Source organism: Streptomyces sp. NPDC002680 (assembly GCF_042889145.1).
Lineage (GTDB): Bacteria > Actinomycetota > Actinomycetes > Streptomycetales > Streptomycetaceae > Streptomyces > Streptomyces adonidis.
The window spans coordinates 339,802-361,790 of the sequence record NZ_JBIAQP010000006.1; the positions used below are offsets into that span (position 1 = coordinate 339,802).

The window sequence follows — 21,989 nt, forward strand, 5'->3', positions numbered from 1 at the left end:
GGGTTCGGTGGTTCAGTGGGCCGGTGGGTCAGTGGGTCAGTGGCTCGGTGGGTCAGTGGCTCAGCCAGTGCGGCGGGAATCGGTGATGGTCTCCGCCCGGTCCACCAGCGCCCCGAGCGCCCGGAACCAGCGTTCGGCGAGGTCGCGTACCGCTTCCTCGGGCAGGACGCCGGGGGCGTAGGTCCAGTGAGCGGAGAGTTCGGGGCCGCCGGGGAGGTCCTCGGTCAGGGCGTTGACGGTCAGGGCGTGGGACAGGGGCATGCCGGGGTCGGCTTCCAGGTCGGACGCGTCGGCCTCGGGGGCGTACGACCAGTCGGTGGCCTCGGGGACGCCGAAGCGGCCCATGTAGTTGAACTCGATCTGCGGGCGGGCGAGTTGGGCCAGCTCGGGGCCTGTCTCCGGGTTGAGGTGCCGGAGCAGTCCGTGTCCGATGCCGGACATCGGCGGGGCGGTCAGGTGCTCCCGGACGCGGGCGAGCGCCGAGTCGAGCGCGGGGCCGCCGGCGAGCGCGTCGCCGAGGTCCACGGGCCCGGTGTCCAGCCGTACCGGGACGACCGTGGTGAACCAGCCGACCGTGCGCGACAGATCGGCGTCCCCGGCCAACTCGTCCTCGCGGCCGTGTCCTTCGAGGTCGACGAGGACGGAACCGCCGGACTCGGACCCCCGCCAGTCGGCCACGGCGAGCGCGAGCGCGGTCAGCAGGACGTCGTTGACGCTCGCCCCGAAGGCCGCCGGTACCCGGCTGAGCAGCGGCTGCGTACGGTCGGCCGGCAGGGTCAGCGACAGATGGCGCGAGGCCTCGGTGACATCGCGTTCCGGGTCGAGGGGCCGCAGTAGCGGAAGGGGGTCGGCGTCCGCCAACACCCGGTGCCACAGCGGGAGTTCGTCCTCGGTGACCGGCTCGACGGCTCGCCGGGCGAGCAGCTCCGACCACCTGCGGAAGGACAGGTCGACCGGCGCCAGGGCTGGCGCCCGGCCCTCCTTCACCTCGCTCCAGGCGGCGGCCAGATCGGGCAGCAGCACCCGCCAGGACACGCCGTCCACGACCAAGTGGTGGATCAGCAGGAGCAGTCGGCCGGGGGTGTCCGGGCCGGCGTCGAACCACACGCCCTGGATCATCCGACCGGAGTCCGGGTCTAGCCTCGCCTGCGCGGCCCGTGCCTGCTCGGCGACGACCTCCCGCAGACCGGCCTCGTCGGCACCGGCGATGTCCGCCCGGACCAGCCAGGACTCCGGAGCGAGGCTTCCCGTCGGGGGTACGTGCAGCGACCACCGGCCGACCCGCTCCAGCCTGGCCCGCAGCAGGTCGTGCCGGTCGGTGACGGCCTGGAGTACGGCGTGCAGCGCGGCCTCGTCGAGTCCGGCCGGGGTCTGGACGAACGCGGCCTGGTGGTAGCCCGCGATCGGTCCGCCGAGTTCGCGCAGCGCGTGCATGATCGGCGTCAGCGGCACGGTGCCGGAGCCGTCGTCGTGCGCGGGCCGCGCGGAGTCGGCGTCCAGTTCCGTGGCGACGGCGGCCAGGGCGGCGACCGTGCGGTGCTGGAAGACCTGGCGCGGGGTGATCCGCAGCCCGGCCGCGCGGGCCCGGCTGACCAGTTGCATGGCGACGATGCTGTCTCCGCCGAGGGTGAAGAAGTCGTCGTCGGCGCCGATCTCGGGGAGGCCGAGGACTTCGGCGAAGCGGGCGCAGAGGGTGCGTTCGAGGTCGTTCGCGGGCGCCCGGCCGCCGGCGGCGCCGGTGAACTGCGGGGCGGGCAGAGCCCGGCGGTCGAGCTTGCCGTTGGAGAGCAGCGGCAGCTCGTCGAGGACGACCACGGCTGCCGGGACCATGTAGTCGGGCAGGGCGGCGGCGACGTGGGCGCGCAGCTCGGCGGGGTCCGGGGCTGTGGTGCCCTCGGCCGGGACGACGTACGCGGCCAGCTGCTTGATCCTCGGCCGGTCCTCGCGGGCGACGACCACGACCTGGCCGACCGTCGGCTGCCGGTCGAGGACGGCCTCGATCTCGGCGAGTTCGATACGGAAGCCGCGGATCTTCACCTGGTCGTCGGCGCGGCCGAGGTATTCGAGCGTTCCCTCGGTTGTCCAGCGTGCCAGGTCACCGGTCCGGTACATGCGTGAACCGAGTTCACCAAAGGGATCGGCTGTGAACCGTTCGGCCGTGAGTTCCGGGCGACCGAGGTATCCACGGGCCAGCCCCTCCCCCGCGAGATACAGCTCACCGGTGACACCCGGCGGCACGGGCCGCAGCCCGGCATCGAGCACATACGCACGCGTGTTCCCCACGGGCCGCCCGACGACCGGCCGCTCGCTCTCCCGCACCCGTGCGGCGAGCGCGTCGACGGTCGCCTCGGTGGGCCCGTACAGGTTGAAAGCCTCGGTGTTCGGCAGCGCGGCCAGTTCGCTCCACAGCGCGTCCGGCACGGCCTCGCCTCCCACACCCACCACCACGAGCGGGCATTCCCCGTCCTTGATCAGCCCACTGTCGGCCATCTGGGCCAGGAACGAGGGCGTGACCTCGATGAAGTCGATGCCCTCCGCCCGGATGGCGGCGGCGGTCAGTTCGGGGTCGCGGCGTGTCTCGTCGTCGAGGATGTGCAGCGCGTGTCCGTCGAGCAGCCACAGCTGCGGCTGCCAGGACGCGTCGAACGAGAACGACCAGAAGTGCCCGACCCGCAGATGCCGCCGCCCGGTGTTCGCCTTGGCGAGATCGTGCAGGTCACGCCGGTGACTGTGGAAGAGGTTCGCCACGCTCCGGTGGCAGACCACGACTCCCTTGGGCCGCCCGGTGGAACCCGAGGTGTAGATGACGTACGCCGGGTGCTCCGGATCGGGACCGGCGGCCGGGTTGTCGGCGGGCTGCGCGGCCAGTCGTACGGTGGTGTCGTCGGTGTCGAGCAGCAGGCGCGGTACGCCGCTGTCGGGCAGTCCGGCGGCGAGCGCCTCGGTGGTGAGGACGAGCCGGGGTTCCGCGTCGTCGAGCATGGCGAGTACGCGCTCGGCGGGCAGGTCCGCGTCGATGGGCAGATAGGCGGCGCCCGACTTGAGGACGGCGAGGATCGCGAGCAGGAAGTCCGCCGTGCGCGGCAGCGACAGGGCGACGATCCGCTCAGGTCCGGCGCCGTGTTCGGCGAGCAGCCGGGCGAGCCGGTTGGCGCGCTCGTTCAGCTCGGCGAAGGTCCAGGTGACGGGCCCTGCGACGACGGCCACGGCATCGGGAGCCGCAGCGACCTGTGCCTCGAAGAGCGCGGGCACGGTGGTCGGTCCGTCGACGTCCGGGAGGCGTGTGTCGTTCCAGGTCTCCAGGAGGGTGTGGCGTTCCTCGGGGGTGAGGATGTCGACCCGGCCGAGCGGCTGCTCGGCGTCGGTGGTCATCGCCTCGAAGAGGCGGACCATGGCGGCGGTGATGCGTTCGGCGGCCGTCCGGTCGAACAGGTCGGTCCTGAACTCGGCGGTCAGGCGCAGCCGTTCGGCGGGCTCGACGGCCCAGGCGAACGGATAGTGCGTCGAGTCCTGATGGTCGCGCACCTCCATCCGCAGTCCGCCGCCGCCCTCTCCGCCGATCTCGCCGCCGTCCGGGTAGGACTCGAAGACGACGAGCGTGTCGAACAACTCCCCCAGTCCCGCCCACCGTTGGATGTCGGCGAGCCCGAGGTGCTGGTGGTCGAGGAGCCGCGACTGCTCGTCCTGGAGCCGGTCGAGGAACGCGGCGAGCGTCTCACGCTCGTCGATACGGACCCGCACCGGCACGGTGTTGATGAACAGCCCGATCATCGCTTCGACACCGGCCAGCTCCGGCGGCCGTCCGGACACGGTCGCGCCGAACACGACGTCGGTACGCCCGGTGAGCCGACCGAGTACGACGCTCCAGGCGCCCTGCACAAGGGAGTTGACGGTCAGCCCGCGCGAACGGGCCAGCCCTGTCAGTGCCTCCGTCAGCTCCGGCGACAGGAAGGTGGTGAGCGTCTCGGGTACGACCGGCGCCCGGTTGGGATCGGCGGGGACGAGATGCGTGGGCTCCTCAAGCCCGTCGAGGGCCTCGGCCCAGGCGGTGGCAGAGGCATCGGTGTCCTGCTGTCCGAGCCAGGCCAGATACTCCTTGTAGGGAACGGGAGTTGGGAGTGCGAAGGACGAGGCGGTTTCCGCCTCCGCGTACAGCGCGGACAGTTCGGCCGCCAGCCGGGGTACCGACCAGCCGTCGAGCAGCAGGTGCTGGTGCGACAGCACGAGCCGGTGCCGCGCTTCCCCGAGCTTGACCAACATCAGCCGCAGCAGAGGGGGTTGGGCCGGGTCGAAGCGTCGGCGCTCCTGGTCGAGCGCCTTGGTCCACCGTTCCTCGCGGGTGTCCGCGGCGAGTTCCGAGAGGTCGAGCTGTCGCCAGGGCAGTGCGACGGTACGCGGTACGAGGGCCACGGGGCGCCCCGACGCGAGGTACCGGAAGCCGGCCCGCAGGTTCCCGTGCCGGTCGAGCAGCGCCTGACCGGCGTCGCGCAGCCGTACAGCGTCCAGCGGGCCGTCGATGTCGTACGCCACCTGCACGGTGTAGACGTCCGGTCCCTCGTCCCCGGAGTCGAAGGAGGCGTGGAACAGCAGCCCTGCCTGGAGCGGCGTCAGCGGCAGTACTTCGGTGGCGCCGAAGGCGGCGACCTCGGTGCGCTCCTCGTCGGTGAGGGCGAGGAGGGCGGTGAGCGAGGCGTCGGTGGCCGGTGTGTCGCCGCCGGCCCCGTTGTCGGCGTTGAGGTCACGGGCCGCGGCGGCCAGCCCGGCGGCCGTCTTGTGGCGGAAGACGTCACGCGGGCTGACCGCCAGCCCGGCCGCACGCACGCGTGCGACGAGCTGCATGGCGACGATGCTGTCGCCGCCGAGGGTGAAGAAGTCGTCGTCCACGCCGACTCGTTCAAGGTTGAGTACGTCCGCGAACAGGCCGCAGAGGATCTCCTCGCGCGGGGTGCGCGGGAGCGTGTCGGTGGTCTCAGCGGCAAAGTCGGGGGCGGGGAGGGCACGGCGGTCGAGCTTGCCGTTGGGGGTGAGGGGCAGCGCGTCGAGGACGACGAACGCGGCGGGGACCATGTGCTCGGGGAGCGCGGCTGTGGCGTGGGCGCGGAGGGCGGCGGAGTCGGGCGTGCGTTCGGGGGCGGCCGGTACGACGTAGGCGACGAGCCGCTGGTCGCGGGCGACGACACTCACATGGGCGACGGTCTCGTGGCGGGTGAGGACGGACTCGATCTCGCCCAGCTCGATACGGAACCCGCGGATCTTCACCTGGTCATCGGTCCGCCCCAGGTATTCAAGTGTTCCCTCGGTTGTCCACCGTGCCAGATCACCGGTCCGATACATGCGTGAACCGAGTTCACCAAAGGGATCCGCTGTGAACCGCTCCGCCGTCAACCCCGGACGACCGAGATAGCCACGCGCGAGCTGGACACCGGCCAGATACAGCTCCCCCGCCACACCCGGCGGAACGGGCCGCAGCGCACCATCCAGAACATACGTACGCGTGTTCCATACCGGACGACCGATCGACACCCGGCCGGATGCCTCGGCGACCTGGCCCGCCGTGACGTCGACCGACGCCTCCGTCGGCCCGTACAGGTTGTGCAGCTCGGCCGGCAGCACGGCGTGGAACCGCTCCGCGAGTTCGAGCGGCAGAGCCTCGCCGCTGCACAGGACGCGGCGCAGGCCCGTGCAGTTCGCGGCGGTGGGCTCGTCGAGGAAGGCGCGCAGCATCGAAGGCACGAAGTGCACGGTGGTGACGGCCTGTTGCCGGATCAGCTCGGCCAGGTAGACGGGGTCCTTGTGTCCCTCGGGCTTGGCGACCACGAGGGTCGCGCCGGTGATGAGGGGCCAGAAGAACTCCCACACCGACACGTCGAAGCTGGACGGCGTCTTCTGCAGCACACGGTCGTCCGCGCCCAGCCCGTACTCGTCCTGCATCCACAGCAGACGGTTCACGATGCCGGTGTGCGGCACGACAACACCCTTGGGGGTGCCGGTGGAGCCCGAGGTGTAGATGACGTACGCGGGGCTCAACGGGTCGTACGAGGACGGGAGTTCAGCGGCCGCCGGTCCATCCGGGAGCGCGTCCCTGATGACGGTCACCGGGTGGGCGTCCGCCAGCATGAACGCCAGCCGCTCCTCCGGGTAGTCGGCGTCCAGCGGCAGATAGGCGGCCCCGGTGCGGTGGACCGCGAGCAGGGCGACGATCAGTTCGGTGGAGCGGGGCAGTGCGACGGCGACGGTCTGTTCGGGACCGGCGCCCAGGCCGGCCAGGACGCGTGCGGTGTGCTCGACGCGCTCGTCCAACTCGGCGTACGTCAGGCTCTGTTCGCCGAAGACGACGGCGGTCGCGTCCGGTGTACGGGCCACCTGGGCCCGGAACAGCTCGGGCAGGCTGGTGGACGTGACCTCGCGGGCGGTGCCGTTCCAGTCGCCCAGGACAACCTGCCGCTCGGACTCCTCCAGCACCTCCAAGTCCCGCACCAGGAAGTCGGGTTCGGCCGCCACGTGCTCCAGCAGCCGCACCAGCCGCCCCGCGAGTCGCTCGACGGTGGCGTGGTCGAAGAGGTCGGCGCTGTACTCGATCCAGCCCTGGATGCCGGACCCGTCACCCTGCTCGATGAAGTCGAAGCTCAGATCGAACTTGGCGCTCTGCTGCCGCAGCGGCTCACGGCTCGCCGCCAGCCCCGGGAAGTCGGGGCTGCCGCCGGGGTCGCCGAGGTAGACGACCATGACCTGGAACAGGGGGTGCCTGGCCAGTGAGCGGCTCGGGTTGAGGGCCTCCACCAGGCGTTCGAACGGCAGGTCCTGGTGCTCGTAGGCGCCGAGGTCGGTGTCGCGCACCCGGTCGAGCAGTTCGGCGAAGGTCGGGGCGCCCGACAAGTCGGTACGCAGGACGAGGGAGTTGACGAAGAACCCGATCAGGTCCTCCAGCTTCTCGTCGCCACGGCCCGAGATGGGGGTGCCGAGCGGGATGTCGTCCCCTGCACCGAGCCGGTGCAGCAGGACGGCCACGGCCGCCTGGGCGACCATGAACATGCTCGCACCGTGCCGGTTCGCGAGGCCACGCAGGGCGCGTTCCAGCTCACCGTCGAGGGTCAGCCCGACGGCACCGCCGCGCTGGCTGCCCTCCGGCGGACGCGGGCGGTCGACCGGGAGAACCAGCTCTTCGGGAAGCCCGGCCAAGGCCTCTTCCCAGTAGGCGAGTTGGCGGGCGTGCAGGCTGGTGGGGTCGGAGTCCTCGCCGAGGAGCCGGTGGTGCCACAGGGTGTAGTCGGCGTACTGCACGGGCAGCTGCGCCCACTCCGGCGCACGGCCTTCGCAGCGGGCGCGGTAGGCCGTGGCGAGGTCGCGCGACAGCGGACGGTCCGACCATTCGTCGCCGGCGATGTGGTGCAGGACGAGGAGCAGGACGTATTCCTGCGGAGCCGTCTCGAACACATGGGCCCGCAGCGGCAGTTCACGGTCCAGCTCGAAGCCGCGCGCGGCGGCCTCGTCCAGCCGGTCGGCGAGTTCGTCCTCGGTCACCCGCTCGTGATGCACCGGGATCTCGAACTCGTCCGGACCCAGGACGAGTTGGTGGGCGCGGCCGTCGTGGTCGGGGAACACCGTGCGCAGGCTCTCGTGGCGCACCGCGAGATCCCGAACGGCGGCGGCCAGGGCGTCGAGTTGCAGGGCGCCGGCCAGACGCCAGGCCGCCGGGATGTTGTACGTGGCCCCGGGGCCGTCGATGCGGTGCAGCAGCCACAGCCGCTGCTGGGCGAAGGACAGGGGCAGAGGCCTGTCCCCGTCCCGGTCGCGCGCGATGGGCGCGAGCACGGGCAGGGCCGCACTGTCCGTGCCCTCGTCGAGACGCTCGGCCAGACGGGCGGGGGTGGACGCCTCGAAGACGGTACGGACGGTGAGGTCGGTGCCCAGCGCCGTGCGGACACGGCTGACCAGCCGCATCGCGAGGAGCGAGTGACCGCCGAAGGCGAAGAAGTCGTCGTCCACGCCGATTCGTTCGACGTTCAGTACGTCCGCGAACAGGCCGCAGAGGATCTCCTCCCGCGGAGTGCGCGGCAGGCTTTCGCCCTCGCCCCTCCCTGCCGCCGCCGAGAAGTCGGGGGCGGGCAGGGCCTTGCGGTCGAGCTTGCCGTTGGGCGTGAGGGGCAGCGCGTCGAGGACGACGAAGGCGGCGGGGACCATGTGCTCGGGGAGCGCGGCAGCCGCGTGCCGACGGAGCACCGCGCTGTCGACGGCAGCCGAGCCGACCGGCACGACAAACGCGACAAGCCGCTGGTCGCGGGCGACGACACTCACGTGCCCGACGGACTCGTGGCGGGTGAGGACGGACTCGATCTCGCCCAGCTCGATACGGAACCCACGGATCTTGACCTGGTCATCGGTCCGGCCCAGGTATTCGAGCGTTCCCTCAGTTGTCCACCGTGCCAGGTCACCGGTCCGGTACATGCGTGAACCGAGTTCACCAAACGGATCCGCTGTGAACCGCTCCGCCGTCAACCCCGGACGACCGAGATAACCACGCGCCAACTGCACACCGGCCAGATACAGCTCCCCCGCCACACCCGGCGGAACCGGCCGCAGCGCACCATCCAGAACATACGCACGCGTGTTCCACACCGGACGACCGATCGACACCCGATCGGTCGCCTCCGTCACCTGGCCTGCGGTGACGTCCACCGACGCCTCCGTCGGCCCGTACAGGTTGTGCAACTCAGCGGGGAGCACCGCACGGAACCGCTGGGCCAGTTCGTCGGGCAGCGCCTCCCCACTGCACATCACCCGCCGCAGCCCCAGGCAGCCCGCCGCCGAGGGCTCCTCCAGGAACAGCTGGAGCATCGACGGCACGAAGTGCACGGTCGTGATGCCCTGCTCCTGGATCACCTCGGCCAGATAGGCGGGGTCCTTGTGCCCCTCCGGCCTGGCCACCACCAGCGCCGCGCCGGTGATCAGTGGCCAGAAGAACTCCCACACCGACACATCGAAGCTGGACGGCGTCTTCTGCAGCACACGATCGTCCGCACCCAGCCCGTACTCGCCCTGCATCCACAGCAGACGGTTGACGATGCCCTCGTGCGGCACCACAACACCCTTGGGACGCCCGGTCGAACCGGAAGTGTAGATGACGTACGCCGGGCTCAACGGGTCGTAGGAATCGGGCAGTTCAGCCTCTCCCGAACCATCTGCCGGTCCCTCCGGCAGCGCGTCCCGGATCACCGTCACCGGACGGGCGTCCGCCAACATGAACGCCAGTCGCTCCTCCGGATAGTCGGCGTCCAGCGGCAGATACGCCCCGCCCGCACGATGTACGGCCAGCAGCGCCACCACCAGGTCCACCGAGCGGGGCAGCGCGACGGCGACCGTCCGCTCCGGGCCCACTCCCATGCCGGCCAGCACGCCCGCCGTCCGCTCGACGCGTGCGTCCAACTCGGCGTACGTCAGCCGTTCCTCACCGAAGACCAGGGCCGGCGCGTCCGGTGTACGGGCCACCTGCGCCCGGAACAGTGCGGGAAGGCTGGTGGCCGCCACCTCGCGGGCGGTGCCGTTCCAGTCGCCCAGAACAACCTGCCGCTCGGACTCCTCCAGCACCTCCAAGTCCCGCACCAGGACGTCGGGTTCACCAGCGACCTGCTCCAGCAGCCGTACCAGCCGTCCGGCGGTGCGGGTGGCCGTTGGTTCGTCGCAGAGGTCGGTCGCGTACTCCAGGAGGAGGGTCAGGCGGTCCGAGTCGTCCACGAAGGTGAAGTGGAGGTCGAACTTGGCCATACCGGTGTCCATGTCGAACCAGTCGGTCGGCATGCCGAGCACATCGGGGTCACCGTCGGGCCGGAAGTGGTAGCCCAGCATGACCTGGAAGAGCGGGTTGCGACCGGGCACGCGGGCCGGGTTGACGGCCTCCACGACCTGGTCGAAGGGCAGATCCTGGTGCTCGAACGCGGCCAGGGAGGATTCCCGCACCCTCGCGACCAGTTGACGGAATGTCAGATCTTCGCCGGACACGTCGGTCCGCAGCACGAGCGTGTTGACGAAGAAGCCGACGAGGTCGTCGAGCGCGTCGTCCGTGCGGCCCGCGATCGGCGCACCGAGCGGAATGTCGTCCCCGGCGCCGAGGCGGTGCAGGAGTGCAGCCGTGGCAGCCTGGAACAGCATGAACATGCTGGTGCCGGTGGTGCCGGAGAGGTCGCGCAGGGCAAGGCCGGTGTCGGCGGGCAGCTCCAGCCGGACCTTGCCGCCGCGCCCGGTGGGTTCTGCGGGGCGGGGCCGGTCGAGCGGCAGGTGCAGCTCCTCCGGGAGGTCGCGCAACGTCTCGGTCCAGTGGGCGAGTTGGGCTTCGCCGACCTGCCCGAGCAACTCTTCCTGCCAGAGGGTGTAGTCGGCGTACTGGACCGGCAGCGGCGCCCACTCGGGGGCACGGCCCGCGCGCCGGGTCCGGTAAGCGGTCGTCAGATCAGCCAGGAAGGGGCGGTCCGACCACTCGTCGGTGGTGATGTGATGGAGGACGACGGCCACGACATGGTCGGCCGGGCCGAGCCTCAACACCTCGCACCGCAGCGGGAGTTCGCTCGTGAGGTCGAAGGGGCGGCGCTGCGCCGACTCGATCCGGTCGGCCAACTCCCCCTCGCCACAGTCCGTCACGGTGAACTCGGGGTCGGCCTCGGCTGCCGGAACGATGAGCTGGTACGGCTCGCCGTCGTGCTCGGGGAACACCGTCCGCAGCGCCTCGTGGCGCCCCGCCACATCCCGTACGGCCGCCCGGAGCGCGTCGAGGTCCAGGTCGCCCCGGAGTCGGAAGACCAGCGGGAAGTTGTAGGCGACGCCGCTGCCGGTGATCCGTTCGACGAGCCACAGCCGGCGCTGCGCGGCCGACAGCGGGATGCGCTCGGGCCGGAGGGCGGGAGCCACGGCCGGTCGGGCCGGGCGTGAGCTGTCGGCGCGGGCTGCCAGCTGCTCGGGCGTGGGCGCCTCGAACAGGTCCCGGATGGCCAGTTCGGCGCCCAGTTCGGTGCGGGCGCGGCTGATCAGACGGGTGGCGAGCAGGGAGTGGCCGCCGAGGTCGAAGAAGCCGTCCTCGGCGCCGACTTCGGGCAGGCCGAGCACCTCGGCGAAGAGCCGACAGAGCACCTCTTCCTGCGGGGTGCGCGGGCCACGGCCGGTGCCGAGGGCGACGGCGGGTTCGGCGTCGGGCAGGGCGCGCACATCCAGCTTGCCGTTGTCGTTCATGGGCAGCCGGTCGAGGGTGACGAACGCCGCCGGGACCATGTACTCGGGCAGCCGCTGCTTGAGGTCCTCGCGGAGCTGCCGGATCAGGCTGTTGGCGTCGCGGGCGGCCGTCGGGGAGTTGGCGTACGGGGCCGCCCCACCACCGGGCAGGTAGAGCCCGGCTGTGAGTGAAGGCACCTCGCCGGAGACGAACACGGCGTCGTACGTGCCGGGTTGGCCGCTCCAGGTGGTCAGGACACGGTGGCCCAACTCGGCAGCAAGGTCGCGCAGCGCCTCCGGGTCCACTCCCCCGGCGGCGCCGACACGGGCGTCCGGGATACCGGTGAGACGCAGCGGCACAGCAGACAGCAGCTCCGCCAAGTCACCACCGCCGGCGCCGAATTGGTCGGCGTCGAAGGGAACGGTCGGCACATCGGACAGCCGCAGGCCCGGTTCGTCCGCGTACAGGACGGCGTCGTAGCGGTAGCGGGTGAGTTCGTTGTGGTGGCGGGCGCGCTTGGTGCGGAGGTCGACGCCGTAGCCGAGGGTGGTGAAGTAGTCGGGGTCGACGAGGAGTTCCTTCTCCAGGCGCAGACCGCGTTCGACGGCCCGGCCCAGTGCGTCGCCCGTGACGCCCTTCGCCTCCTGGATCTCGGTCTGGAAGGCGCGGGCGAGTCGCAGGTTGCGGACGTCCCCGACGAACAGCGCGCCGCCGGGGGCCAGCAGCTCCATCGCGCCCCGGATCACCGAAGTCAGGTAGTCGATGCTGGGGAAGTACTGGATGACGGAGTTGATGACGATGGTGTCGAAGTAGCCGTCGCCAGGCAGGCCGGTGAGGTCGTCGGCGGGCTGGGCGCGGAGCGTGATCCTGGAGGCCAACTCCGGGTCCTGGAGCAGCTCTTGGCCGATCTTGCGGATGACGGGGGCCGCGAAGTCGGTGGCCCAGTAGGCCTCCGCGTCCGGGGCGAGCTTGGACAGGAGCAGGCCGGAGCCGACGCCGATCTCAAGGATCCTGCGCGGCGCAAGGGAGCGGATGCGCTCCACAGTGGCCTCGCGCCACTCCCGCATGTGGTCGAAGGGGATGGGCCGACCGTCGTACGAGGAATCCCAGCCGGCGTACTCCTCGGTGAAGACGGCGGTGCTGATCTCCTCGTACTCGTCGGAGTAGATCTCCTGCCACTCGCCGACCTGGTCACGCTCGGCGGAATCCCGGTCGGAGCCCGCGAGTTGGGCGGGGACGACGTAGCCGACGAGGCGCTCGTCGCGGACGATCACGGCTGCGTGGGCGACCCGCTCGTGCTGAGCGAGGGCGGTCTCGATCTCGCCCAACTCGACGCGGTAGCCACGGATCTTGACCTGGTCGTCGGTACGGCCGAGGAAGTCGAGGTTGCCGTCGGGGTTGCGGCGGACCAGGTCACCAGTGCGGTACATGCGCTCGCCGGGTTCACCGAACGGGTCGGCGACGAAGCGTTCGGCACTGAGGGAGGGCCGGTTGAGGTAGCCGCGCGCCAGGCCGATACCGGCGATGTACAGCTCACCCGGGACGCCCTCGGGCACCGGGCGCAGCCAGGCGTCCAGGATGTGGGCGCGGGTGCCACGGATCGGACGGCCGACGGTCGGAGTGGCACTGTCGAGCGTGCCGCCACCCAGCGTGTTGATGGTGTACTCGGTCGGCCCGTACAGGTTGTACCCGTACGTGCCCTCGGTGTCGCGGAGCCGGTTCCACACCGTCTCCGACACGGCCTCGCCGCCGAGCAGCACGAGCGGCGGACGGTGGCCCTCCAACAGACCTTCCTCGATGAGGAGATGGGCGTAGGTCGGGGTCACGTTGACGACGTCGACGCGATGGCGTTCGCAGTAGGCGACCAGGGCTTCGGCGTCGCGCCTCAACTCCTCGTCGCAGATGTGGACTTCATGCCCCTCGACCAGCCACAGCAACTCCTCCCACGACATGTCGAAGGCGAAGGACACGGTGTGCGCGATGCGCAGCCGCCGTCCGCCCGCCGACGCGATCGCCGGTTCGAAGATCTCCTTCTGGTGGTTGAGCTGCATGTTGGTGAGGCCCCGGTACGGCGTGACGACGCCCTTGGGGCGGCCGGTGGAACCGGAGGTGTAGATGACGTAGGCGGGGTGTTCCAGGCTGAAGGCGACGGAGACCAAGTCGCCGGGCAGCGCGGCGAGTTCGGCGGCGATCGCCGGATCGTCGAGCAGCACGCGGGGCGTCTCGCCCTCCAGGCGCGCGGACACGGCGGCCGTGGACAGCAGCATCGTCGGCCGGGCGTCGTCGAGCATCGCGGCGAGCCGGTCGTCCGGGTAGTCCAGCTCCAGCGGCAGATAGGCGGCACCCGTGCGCAGTACGGCGAACAGGGCGACGACCATGTCCAGGGAGCGGGGCAGACCGAGGGCGACGACCCGCTCGGGGGCGGCGCCCCGCGCGATCAGCAGCCGCGCCATCTGGTTGATGCGGGTGTCGAGTTCGGCGTAGGTGAGGGTGCGGTCCCCGAAGACGACGGCCGTCGAGTCGGGGGTGGCGGCGGCCTGTGCGGCCAGCAGGTCGGCGATCGTCTCCGTGGGGTCGGGGACCCGTCCGGCGGCCCGCTCCTGCTCCAACTCGGTGTGTTCGGCGGGGAGTAGCGGGTCGAGGCCGCCCACCGGGGCGTCGAGGTCGTGCGTGAGCCGGTCCAGGAGGAGGGTGAAGCGGTCGAGCAGGTCCTGGGCCTGGGGGCGGGCGATGACATCGGCCCGGTGGGTCAGGGTGACCTGGATGGAGCGGCCCGGGGTGACGACGAGGTTGACCGGGTAGTGGGTCGCGTCGACGTTGGCGACGGCGGTGGCGCCGTGCCGGTCGCTCAGCTCGGCGAGCCGCTCCTCGGTGTCGTTGTTGCGCAGCACGAACAGGGTGTCGAAGAGACGCCGGTGCCCGGTCTCCGCCTGGAGCACGCCCAGGCCGAGGTATTCGTACGGCATGACGGCGAGCCGCTCGTCCTGGACCCGGCGCAGCAGCCCGAGCACCGGCTCGGCCGGGTCGTACGCGATGCGCGCGGGGACGGTGTTGAGGAACATGCCGATGACGTTCTCGATGTCCGGCACCTCGCTCGGCCGGCCTGCGACGGTCGTGCCGAAGACGACGTCGGTACGGCCGGTCGCGCTCGCCAGGGTGAGCCCCCAGGCCGCGTTGAGCACGGTGTTGAGGGTCAGCCCGTGCTGCCGTCCGATGGCGCGCAGCCGCTCGCCCACCTCGTCGGGGACGAGGGTGTCGAGGCCGGCCGGGATGTCCGGTTCGAGGCCCTGGTCGGCGGCGGCGAGCAGGGTGGGCTCGTCGAGTCCGCCGAGGGCGCGGCGCCAGGCGCCGGTGGCGACGGCCGTGTCCTGGACCTCCAACCAGGTCAGGTAGTCACGGTAGTTGCCGGGCGCGGGCAGGGTGCTCGCGTCGCCGCCGTTCTCGTACAGGGCGAAGAGCTGGTCGAGGAAGATCCAGGCGGACCAGCCGTCCCAGAGGAGCAGATGGCGTCCGACGACCAGCCGGTCGCCCCGGTCCGCGCCGAGGCGGACGAGGAGCATACGGAAGAGCAGCGGCCGGGTGAGGTCGAAGCGGCGGGAGCGCTCGGCGTCGGTCAACTCCTGCAGACGGATGTCCTGTTCGTCCGCCGGGAGTCCGGAGAGGTCGACCTCTTCGAGCGGGATCTCGGGGTCGCGCACGATGAACTGCACCGGCTGGCGCAGGCCCTCGCTGGTGAACCCGGCGCGCAGGCTGGGGTTGCGGGTCAGCAACACCCGTACGGCGGCGCGGAGTCGGTCCGTGTCGAGGGGTTCGGCGAGGTCGAAGGACTCGTGGACGGTGTAGACGTCCAGGGCGCTGTCGTCGTACGTGGAGTGGAAGAACAGGCCTTCCTGGAGCGGGGCCAGCGGCCAGATGTCCTCGACGGGGTCGGGGCTGAGCCGGTGGACGCGCTCGGTCTCCTCGGCCGTGAGGGCGAACGAGGAGCGCAGGGCGGCCACTTCGGCGACGGGCGCCGCCGCTGCGGCAAGGGCGGCCGGGGTGCGGTGCTCGAAGACGTCACGCGGGTTGAGGTCCAGGCCGGCCCGACGGGCGCGGCTGGACACGCCGATGGAGGTGATGCTGTCACCGCCGAGCATGAAGAAGTCGTCGTCGATACCGACCTCTTCGAGCTTCAGTACGGCCGCGAAGATCCCGGTGAGGGCGTGCTCCCGCTCGTTGCGCGGGGCTCGCGTCTCCGCTCGTACCGCCTGCGGGGCGGGCAGCGCGGCCCGGTCCAGCTTGCCGCTCGGGGTGAGCGGGAGGGCGTCGAGGACGACGTAGGCGGCCGGGATGACGGCGGCGGGGAGTTCCTCGCCGAGCGCGGCCTGGAGTTCGGCGGGCGGCGGTACTTCGGCGTCGCGGACCGGGACGACGTACGCGACCAGCTGGCCGCCGTTCACCGTGACGGCGGACTGGGCGACCGTCGACTGACGGGTCAACGCGGCCTCGATCTCGCCGAGTTCGATCCGGTTGCCCCGGATCTTCACCTGACGGTCGGTACGGCCGAGGTACTCGATCACCCCGTCGGCACGGCGGCGCACGAGGTCACCGGTGCGGTACATGCGCTCACCGGGCTCCCCGTACGGGTCGGCGACGAAGCGCTCGGCGGTCAGCTCCGGCCGGGCGTGATAGCCCCGCGCCAGCTGAACACCCGTCAAGTACAGCTCGCCAGGGACCCCTTCGGGTGCCGGACGCAGGCAGGAGTCGAGCACACGCAGGCCCGTGTTCCACACCGGACGCCCGATGGGCACGGTGGTGCCGGGCGTGCCGTCGTACGGGTGGTACGTCACGTCGACGGCGGCCTCGGTGGGACCGTACAGATTGTGCAGCGGTACGCCGGTCAGCTCGCGCCAGCGGGCGGCGGCGGCGCCGGGCAGGGCCTCGCCGCTGCTGAAGACGTTGCGCAGGGACGCGGCCCAGGTCGGGTCGGTGGTGATCTCGTCGGACTGGAGGAAGGCCTCCAGCATCGACGGCACGAAGTGCATCGTGGTGATGCCCTGTTCGCGGATCAGCCCGGCGAGATAGGCGGGGTCGCGGTGTCCGTCCGGGCGGGCCAGGACCACGGCGGCACCCTCGCACAGCGCCCAGAAGAACTCCCAGACGCTCACGTCGAAGCTGGCCGGGGTCTTCTGCAACACCCGGTCGGCGGCGGTCAGTTCATAGGCGCCCTGCATCCACGCCAGCCGGTTCACGACGGCCCGGTGGGTGACGACGACACCCTTGGGACGGCCTGTGGAGCCGGAGGTGTAGATCAGGTAGGCCGGGTCGTCGGGGTGGGCGGCGAGCGGTTCGGGGCCGGCCTCCTCGGACGGGGTGTCGAGCAGCAGGAGGGCGTGCCCCGGGGGCAGTTGGGGTGCGGTCGCCGTGGTGGTGACCACGGTGGCGGCACCCGAGTCGGCGAGCATGTGCACGACCCGGTCGGCCGGGTAGTCCACGTCGACCGGCAGGTAGGCGGCGCCCGACTTCAGTACACCGAGCAGCGCGACCATCAGCTCGGCCGAGCGCGGGACGGCGACGGCTACGACCATGCCGGGGCCCGCGCCCCGGTCGGTCAGTCGACGCGCCAACTTCCCTGCCCTGGAGTTGAGTTCGCGATAGCTGAGCGTCTCGCCCTCGTACACGACCGCGGTCGCGTCCGGGGTGCGGGCCACCTGGGCCTCGATCGCCGCCGCGAGGGTCGTGGCGGGGATGTCCCGGTGTTCGCCCGTCGGGTGGGCGGCGAGGAGTTCGTCGGCCGACAGCAGGTCCACGTCGGCGGCGGACTGCCCCGGGTCGGCTGCCAGGGCGTGCAGGATGCGGGAGAGGCGGTCCGCGATCCGGCGTACCGCGTCGGCGTCGAGTCGCTGGGCGTGGTGCTTGAGCCGCAGGTCGAGGCGTCGGCCGGGCTTGACGATCAGGGCGAGCGGATAGTGGACGGCGTCGTGGAACTCGTGGCCCGTCAGGCGGAGGGTGCCCGTCGGGTCGGCGAGGTCGGTCGCGGCCGGGTAGTTCTCGAAGACGACGAGGGTGTCGAAGAGTTCGCCGACGCCCGCGAGGCCAGCGACACGCTGGAGTTCGGCGAGGCCGAGGTGCTGGTGGTCAAGGAGCTGGGACTGCTCGTCCTGGAGGCGGGCCAGGAGATCGGCGAGCGTGTCGGAGGGCTCCCAACGGAAGCGCGTCGGAAGGGTGTTGATGAACAGGCCGATCATCGACTCGATGCCCTCGACCTCGGCGTCACGCCCCGAGACGGTTGTACCGAACACCACGTCCTGCCGTGCCGTGAGCCGACCGATGAGCAGACCCCAGGCGCCCTGGACGACGGTCCCCAGGGTCACGCCGTTCTCCCGCGCCCGTGCGGCAAGCCGGGCGGTGACCTGCTCGGACAGTTCAAGGCGGATCTGCGCGGGCTCGACGGGCGTACCGTCAGCCGCGGTCTCGACGAGCCGGGTGGGCTCCTCGACCCCCGCGAGGGCCGTACGCCAGGCGGTGCGCGCGGCCTCGCGGTCGGCGCCGGCCAGGCGGCGCAGGTAGGCGCTGTAGGGCGCGGGCTGCGGCAGTGCGGCCGGGATCTCCCCGTAGGAGGCCATCAGTTCGCGGTGCAGGACGGGCAACGACCAGCCGTCGGCGACGATGTGATGGAACGTCAGGAGCAGTCGGCTGCGGTGTTCGTCGAGTCGGATCAGCGCGCAGCGCAGGAGCGGCGGGTTCGCGAGGTCGAAGCGGCGGGCGCGTTCGGCGGCGGCGACCGCGTCGGCCAGCGGGACGCGCGCGGGCCCGTCGTGGACGGTCAGGTCGACTTCACGCCAGGGCAGTTCGAGGTCTCCGGCGATGATCTGCACGGGCTGCCCGTCCGGGCGGCGGCGGAAGCAGGCGCGCAGCGGGGCGTGCCGGTCCAGGACTCGCTGAGCGGCCTGGCGCAGGGCTTCGCCGTCGACCGGGCCGGTCAGTTCGAGGGCCTGCTGGACGACGTACGCGTCCAGGTCGGCGCCGTCGACGAGGGAGTGGAAGCAGAAGCCCTCCTGGAGGGGGCTCAGCGGCAGCACCTCCTCGACGGTGACCGGGAACTCGCCCTGGATCTCGGCTAGTTCGGTCGCGGTGAGAACGACCAGCGGGGCGCCCGGCTCAGCGGACTCCTCGACCACTTCCCCGGCCGCTGCCGCGAGCGCGGCGACCGTGCGGTGCTTGAAGACGTCCCGGGAGCTGAGGCGCAGGCCGGCCCGGCGGGCGTGGACGAGGAGTTGGATGGCGGTGATGCTGTCGCCGCCGAGGGCGAAGAAGTCGTCGTCGATGGTGGCCGAGCGCAGGCCGAGGACGTCGGCGTAGGCCGCGCAGAGGAGTTCCTCGCGGGCGTCGCGGGGCGGGCGGCCCGCGCTGAGGGCGCCGTAGTCGGGGGTCGGGAGTGCGGCGGCGTCGAGCTTGCCGCTGGGGGTGACCGGGAGGCGGTCGAGCGGGACGACTGCCGCCGGAACCATGTACTCGGGGAGCTGGTCGGCGGCGTACGAACGCAGCGTCCGCATCAGGGCGTTGATGTCCCGGAAGGGAGCCGGGCGGTTGGCGTGCGGGGCGGTGCCGGACGGACGGTAGAGGCCGGTGAGCGGCGTGTCCCCGAGGGCGAACACGACGTCGAGGCTGCCGTCGTCGGCGGTGCCGTTCCAGGTGATGGCGGTCCGGTGGCCGGAGCGGGCGCCGAGGGCGTGGAAGACCTCGGGGTCCGGGGAGTCCGCCGTACGGCTGCTGTCGTCGAGGGCGGACAGCGCGGCCAGGTCTTCGGCGAGCCGGGCGTTGGGCACGCCGGTGACGCGGAGCAGCTCAGGCCTCTCGGCGAGGAGGGCTTCGAGCGCCTCGGGCCCGTTCCAGACGATCTCCGTACAGTCGACAGACGCCGGGACAGAGGCCTTGCTGAGGACGACGTCGTAGCGGTAGCGCGTCAGTTCGTTGTGGTGGGCGCCGCGCTTGACGTGGATCTCCGCGTCGAAGCCGTCGAGGGCCGCGAAGTAGTCGGGGTCCAGGAGGAGTTCGCCCTCCCAGGCGACCGACCGCTCGACGGCGGCCCGCAGTGCCTGCTTGTCCTCCGTGTCGTCGGTGCGGCGGCTCTCGACGGCCGCGCGCAGGCAGCGCAGCAGCCGGGCGTTGCGGACGTCGCCAATGAACAGCCGCCCGCCGGGGGCGAGGAGCGTGCCGACCGCTCGGACGACGTCGGTCAGATAGTCGGCGCTCGGGAAGTACTGGGCGACGGAGTTGATGACGACGGTGTCGAAGTGCCCACTCGGCAACCCCGTCACGTCATGCGCGGGTTGCGCGAACAGCCGTACCCGGTCGGCGAGTTCGGGTACCGCCTCGACCTGGGTGCGCAGGGCGCGTACGGCTTCCTCGGAGAGGTCGGTGCCCCAGTACTCGTCGCAGTCGGGTGCGATGCGGGCGAGGATCAGACCGCTGCCGACGCCGATCTCCAGTACACGGCGGGGGGCGAGTTCCGTGATGCGGGCGACGGTCGCCGCGCGCCACTCGCGCATCTCCTCGACGGGGATGGGCAGCCCGTCGTACATGCTGTTCCAGCCCGCGAAGTTCTCGCGGAGGTCCGCCGGTCCGTCCGTGCCGCCCTCCGATCCGGCGGCGGAGTAGAGCAGTTCGTGCAGGTCCTTCCACTCCTGGACCTGGTCGGCGGTGTCGTGGCCGGCCGCGTCGCTGTCCAGCGCGGGCACGACGTACGCGGCGAGGCGGCGGTCGCCGGGGCGGTCCTCGCGTACGACGACCGCGGCCTGGTCGACCGCCGGGTGGGCGCGGAGGACCGACTCGATCTCGCCGGGCTCGATACGGAAGCCGCGGATCTTCACCTGGGAGTCGGCGCGGCCCAGGAAGACCAGGCGGCCGTCGGCCTGCCAGCGGACCAAGTCGCCGGTGCGGTACAGGCGTTCGCCGGGTGCGCCGAACGGGTCGGCGACGAACCGCTCGGCGGTCAGGTCGGGCCGCCCGAGGTAGCCACGGGCGAGCCCGGCACCGCCGAGGTACAACTCACCCGGGACACCGGCCGGGACGGCCTTCAGTCGGGCGTCGAGGACGTACGCGCGCGTGCCCGGGTCGGGGATGCCGATCGGGACGATCGAGCCGGCCGGGATGTCGGGGTCGCACAGGCCGAGGGTGGAGTTGGTGGTGGCCTCGGTGGGGCCGTACGCGTTGAACATCATCCTGCCGCGTGCGTACCGTCCGACCAGCTCGGGCGAGACACGTTCGGTGCCCGCGAGCAGGGTGGCGGGCGGGAGTTCGACGTCCTCGGGCATCGCCGCCAGCAGGGCGGGCGGGAGGATCATGAACGTGATGCCGTGGGCGTGGGCGTAGTCGGCCAACGCCGGGCCGGGCACCCGGCGTTCGGACGGTACGACGACGAGCCGGCCGCCGGACAGCAGGCCGAGGCAGAGGTCCCAGAAGGCCACGTCGAAGCTGGGCGAGGCGAACTGGAGCACCCGGCTGTGCGGGCCGATCCCGAACCGCTCGCTCTGCGTGGCGACCAGCTTGGCGACGCCCGCGTGGGTGAGGACGACGCCCTTGGGTCGGCCGGTGGAGCCGGAGGTGTAGATGACGTAGGCGGCGTTGGCGATCGTCAGTTCGCTCGGATCGGCGCCCGTCGGCTGCTGCCCCGCCAACTCCCGTACGGTGTCGGGCGCGTCGAGGATCAGGACCTGCGTGCCGTCGTTCGCCGGGATGTCCGCGGCGACCTCGGCGGTGGTGACCAGGCAGACGGGGTGGGCGTCGGCGAGCATGTAGGAGATGCGGTCGGCCGGGTAGTCGGTGTCCACCGGAAGGTAGGCGGCGCCGGACTTCAGGACCGCGACCTCGGCGACGATCAGCTCCGCCGAGCGGGGCACTGCGAGGGCGACCACACGCTCGGGTCCTGCGCCCCGGGCGATCAGGGTGGCGGCCAACCGGCCCGCGCGGTCGTCCAGTTCGGCGTAGGTGAGCGAGGTGTCCTCGAAGACCAGCGCGATCTCGTCCGGGCGCTCCCGTACCTGGTCGGCGAACATCTCGGGCCAGGTGCGCAGGGGGATGTCGTGGTCGGTGTCGTTCCAGTCGCGCAGGACGCGGCCGTGTTCCTCGGCGTCGAGCAGCGCCAACTCGCCGACGGGAGTGTGCGGGTGGGCGAGGGCGTCGGCGAGCAGGGTCGAGTAGTGGTCGGCGACGCGCTCGGCGGTCGCGGCCTCGAAGAGGTCTTCGCGGTAGGTCACCCGCAGTTCGCCGGCGTGGACGGCGAGAGCGAGGTCCAGCCGGTCCGCCCCGGCCGTCACCTCACCGAACGCCGTGTTGAACAGCAGTCCGCCGCCCCGGGTGGGCTCCGGGCGCAACCAGTCGACCAGCGTGGCGTGTTCGACCCGGTGGGCCAGGGCCTCCTCGCGCGCGTCGGTCACCCGCCGCACGAGGTCCGTGAAGGAGGCGCCGCCGTCGACAGCGATCCGCAGCGGCAGACCCTCGTACCCGAAGGTGATGTCGTGGGCGCCGCTGTAGCGGTGCAGCAGGGCGGCGTACGCGGCCAGCAGAATCGATTCGCTGGCTGCCGCCGTCGCCGTCAGCGGGCGGCGAAGGGTGTGCCGTTCACCGGTGGGGCGCAATGGGTACGGAAAGTCGACCGGGAGAGCGGTCTCCTGCGGGAGCGGTTCGAGCAGCCGTCGCCAGAAGGCCGAGGGCGCGCCTTCCGCGTCGTCGTCGATACCGGGCACACGTACTTCGAAACCGGACACAGGCGACCGTGCCTCCAGGGTGTACGGACCGGCTCAGCCGGAGG

General features: G+C 71.7%; 1 protein-coding gene. It reads right to left on the reverse strand.

All coding sequences use genetic code 11. The features are described from left to right. Positions 1-60: 60 nt before the first annotated feature. Positions 61-21,924 carry a non-ribosomal peptide synthase/polyketide synthase gene (locus ACFYXF_RS18560; RefSeq protein WP_389350654.1) on the reverse strand — a complete coding sequence of 7,288 codons (21,864 nt, stop codon included), beginning with the start codon at positions 21,922-21,924 and terminating at the stop codon, positions 61-63. Positions 21,925-21,989 lie beyond the last annotated feature (65 nt).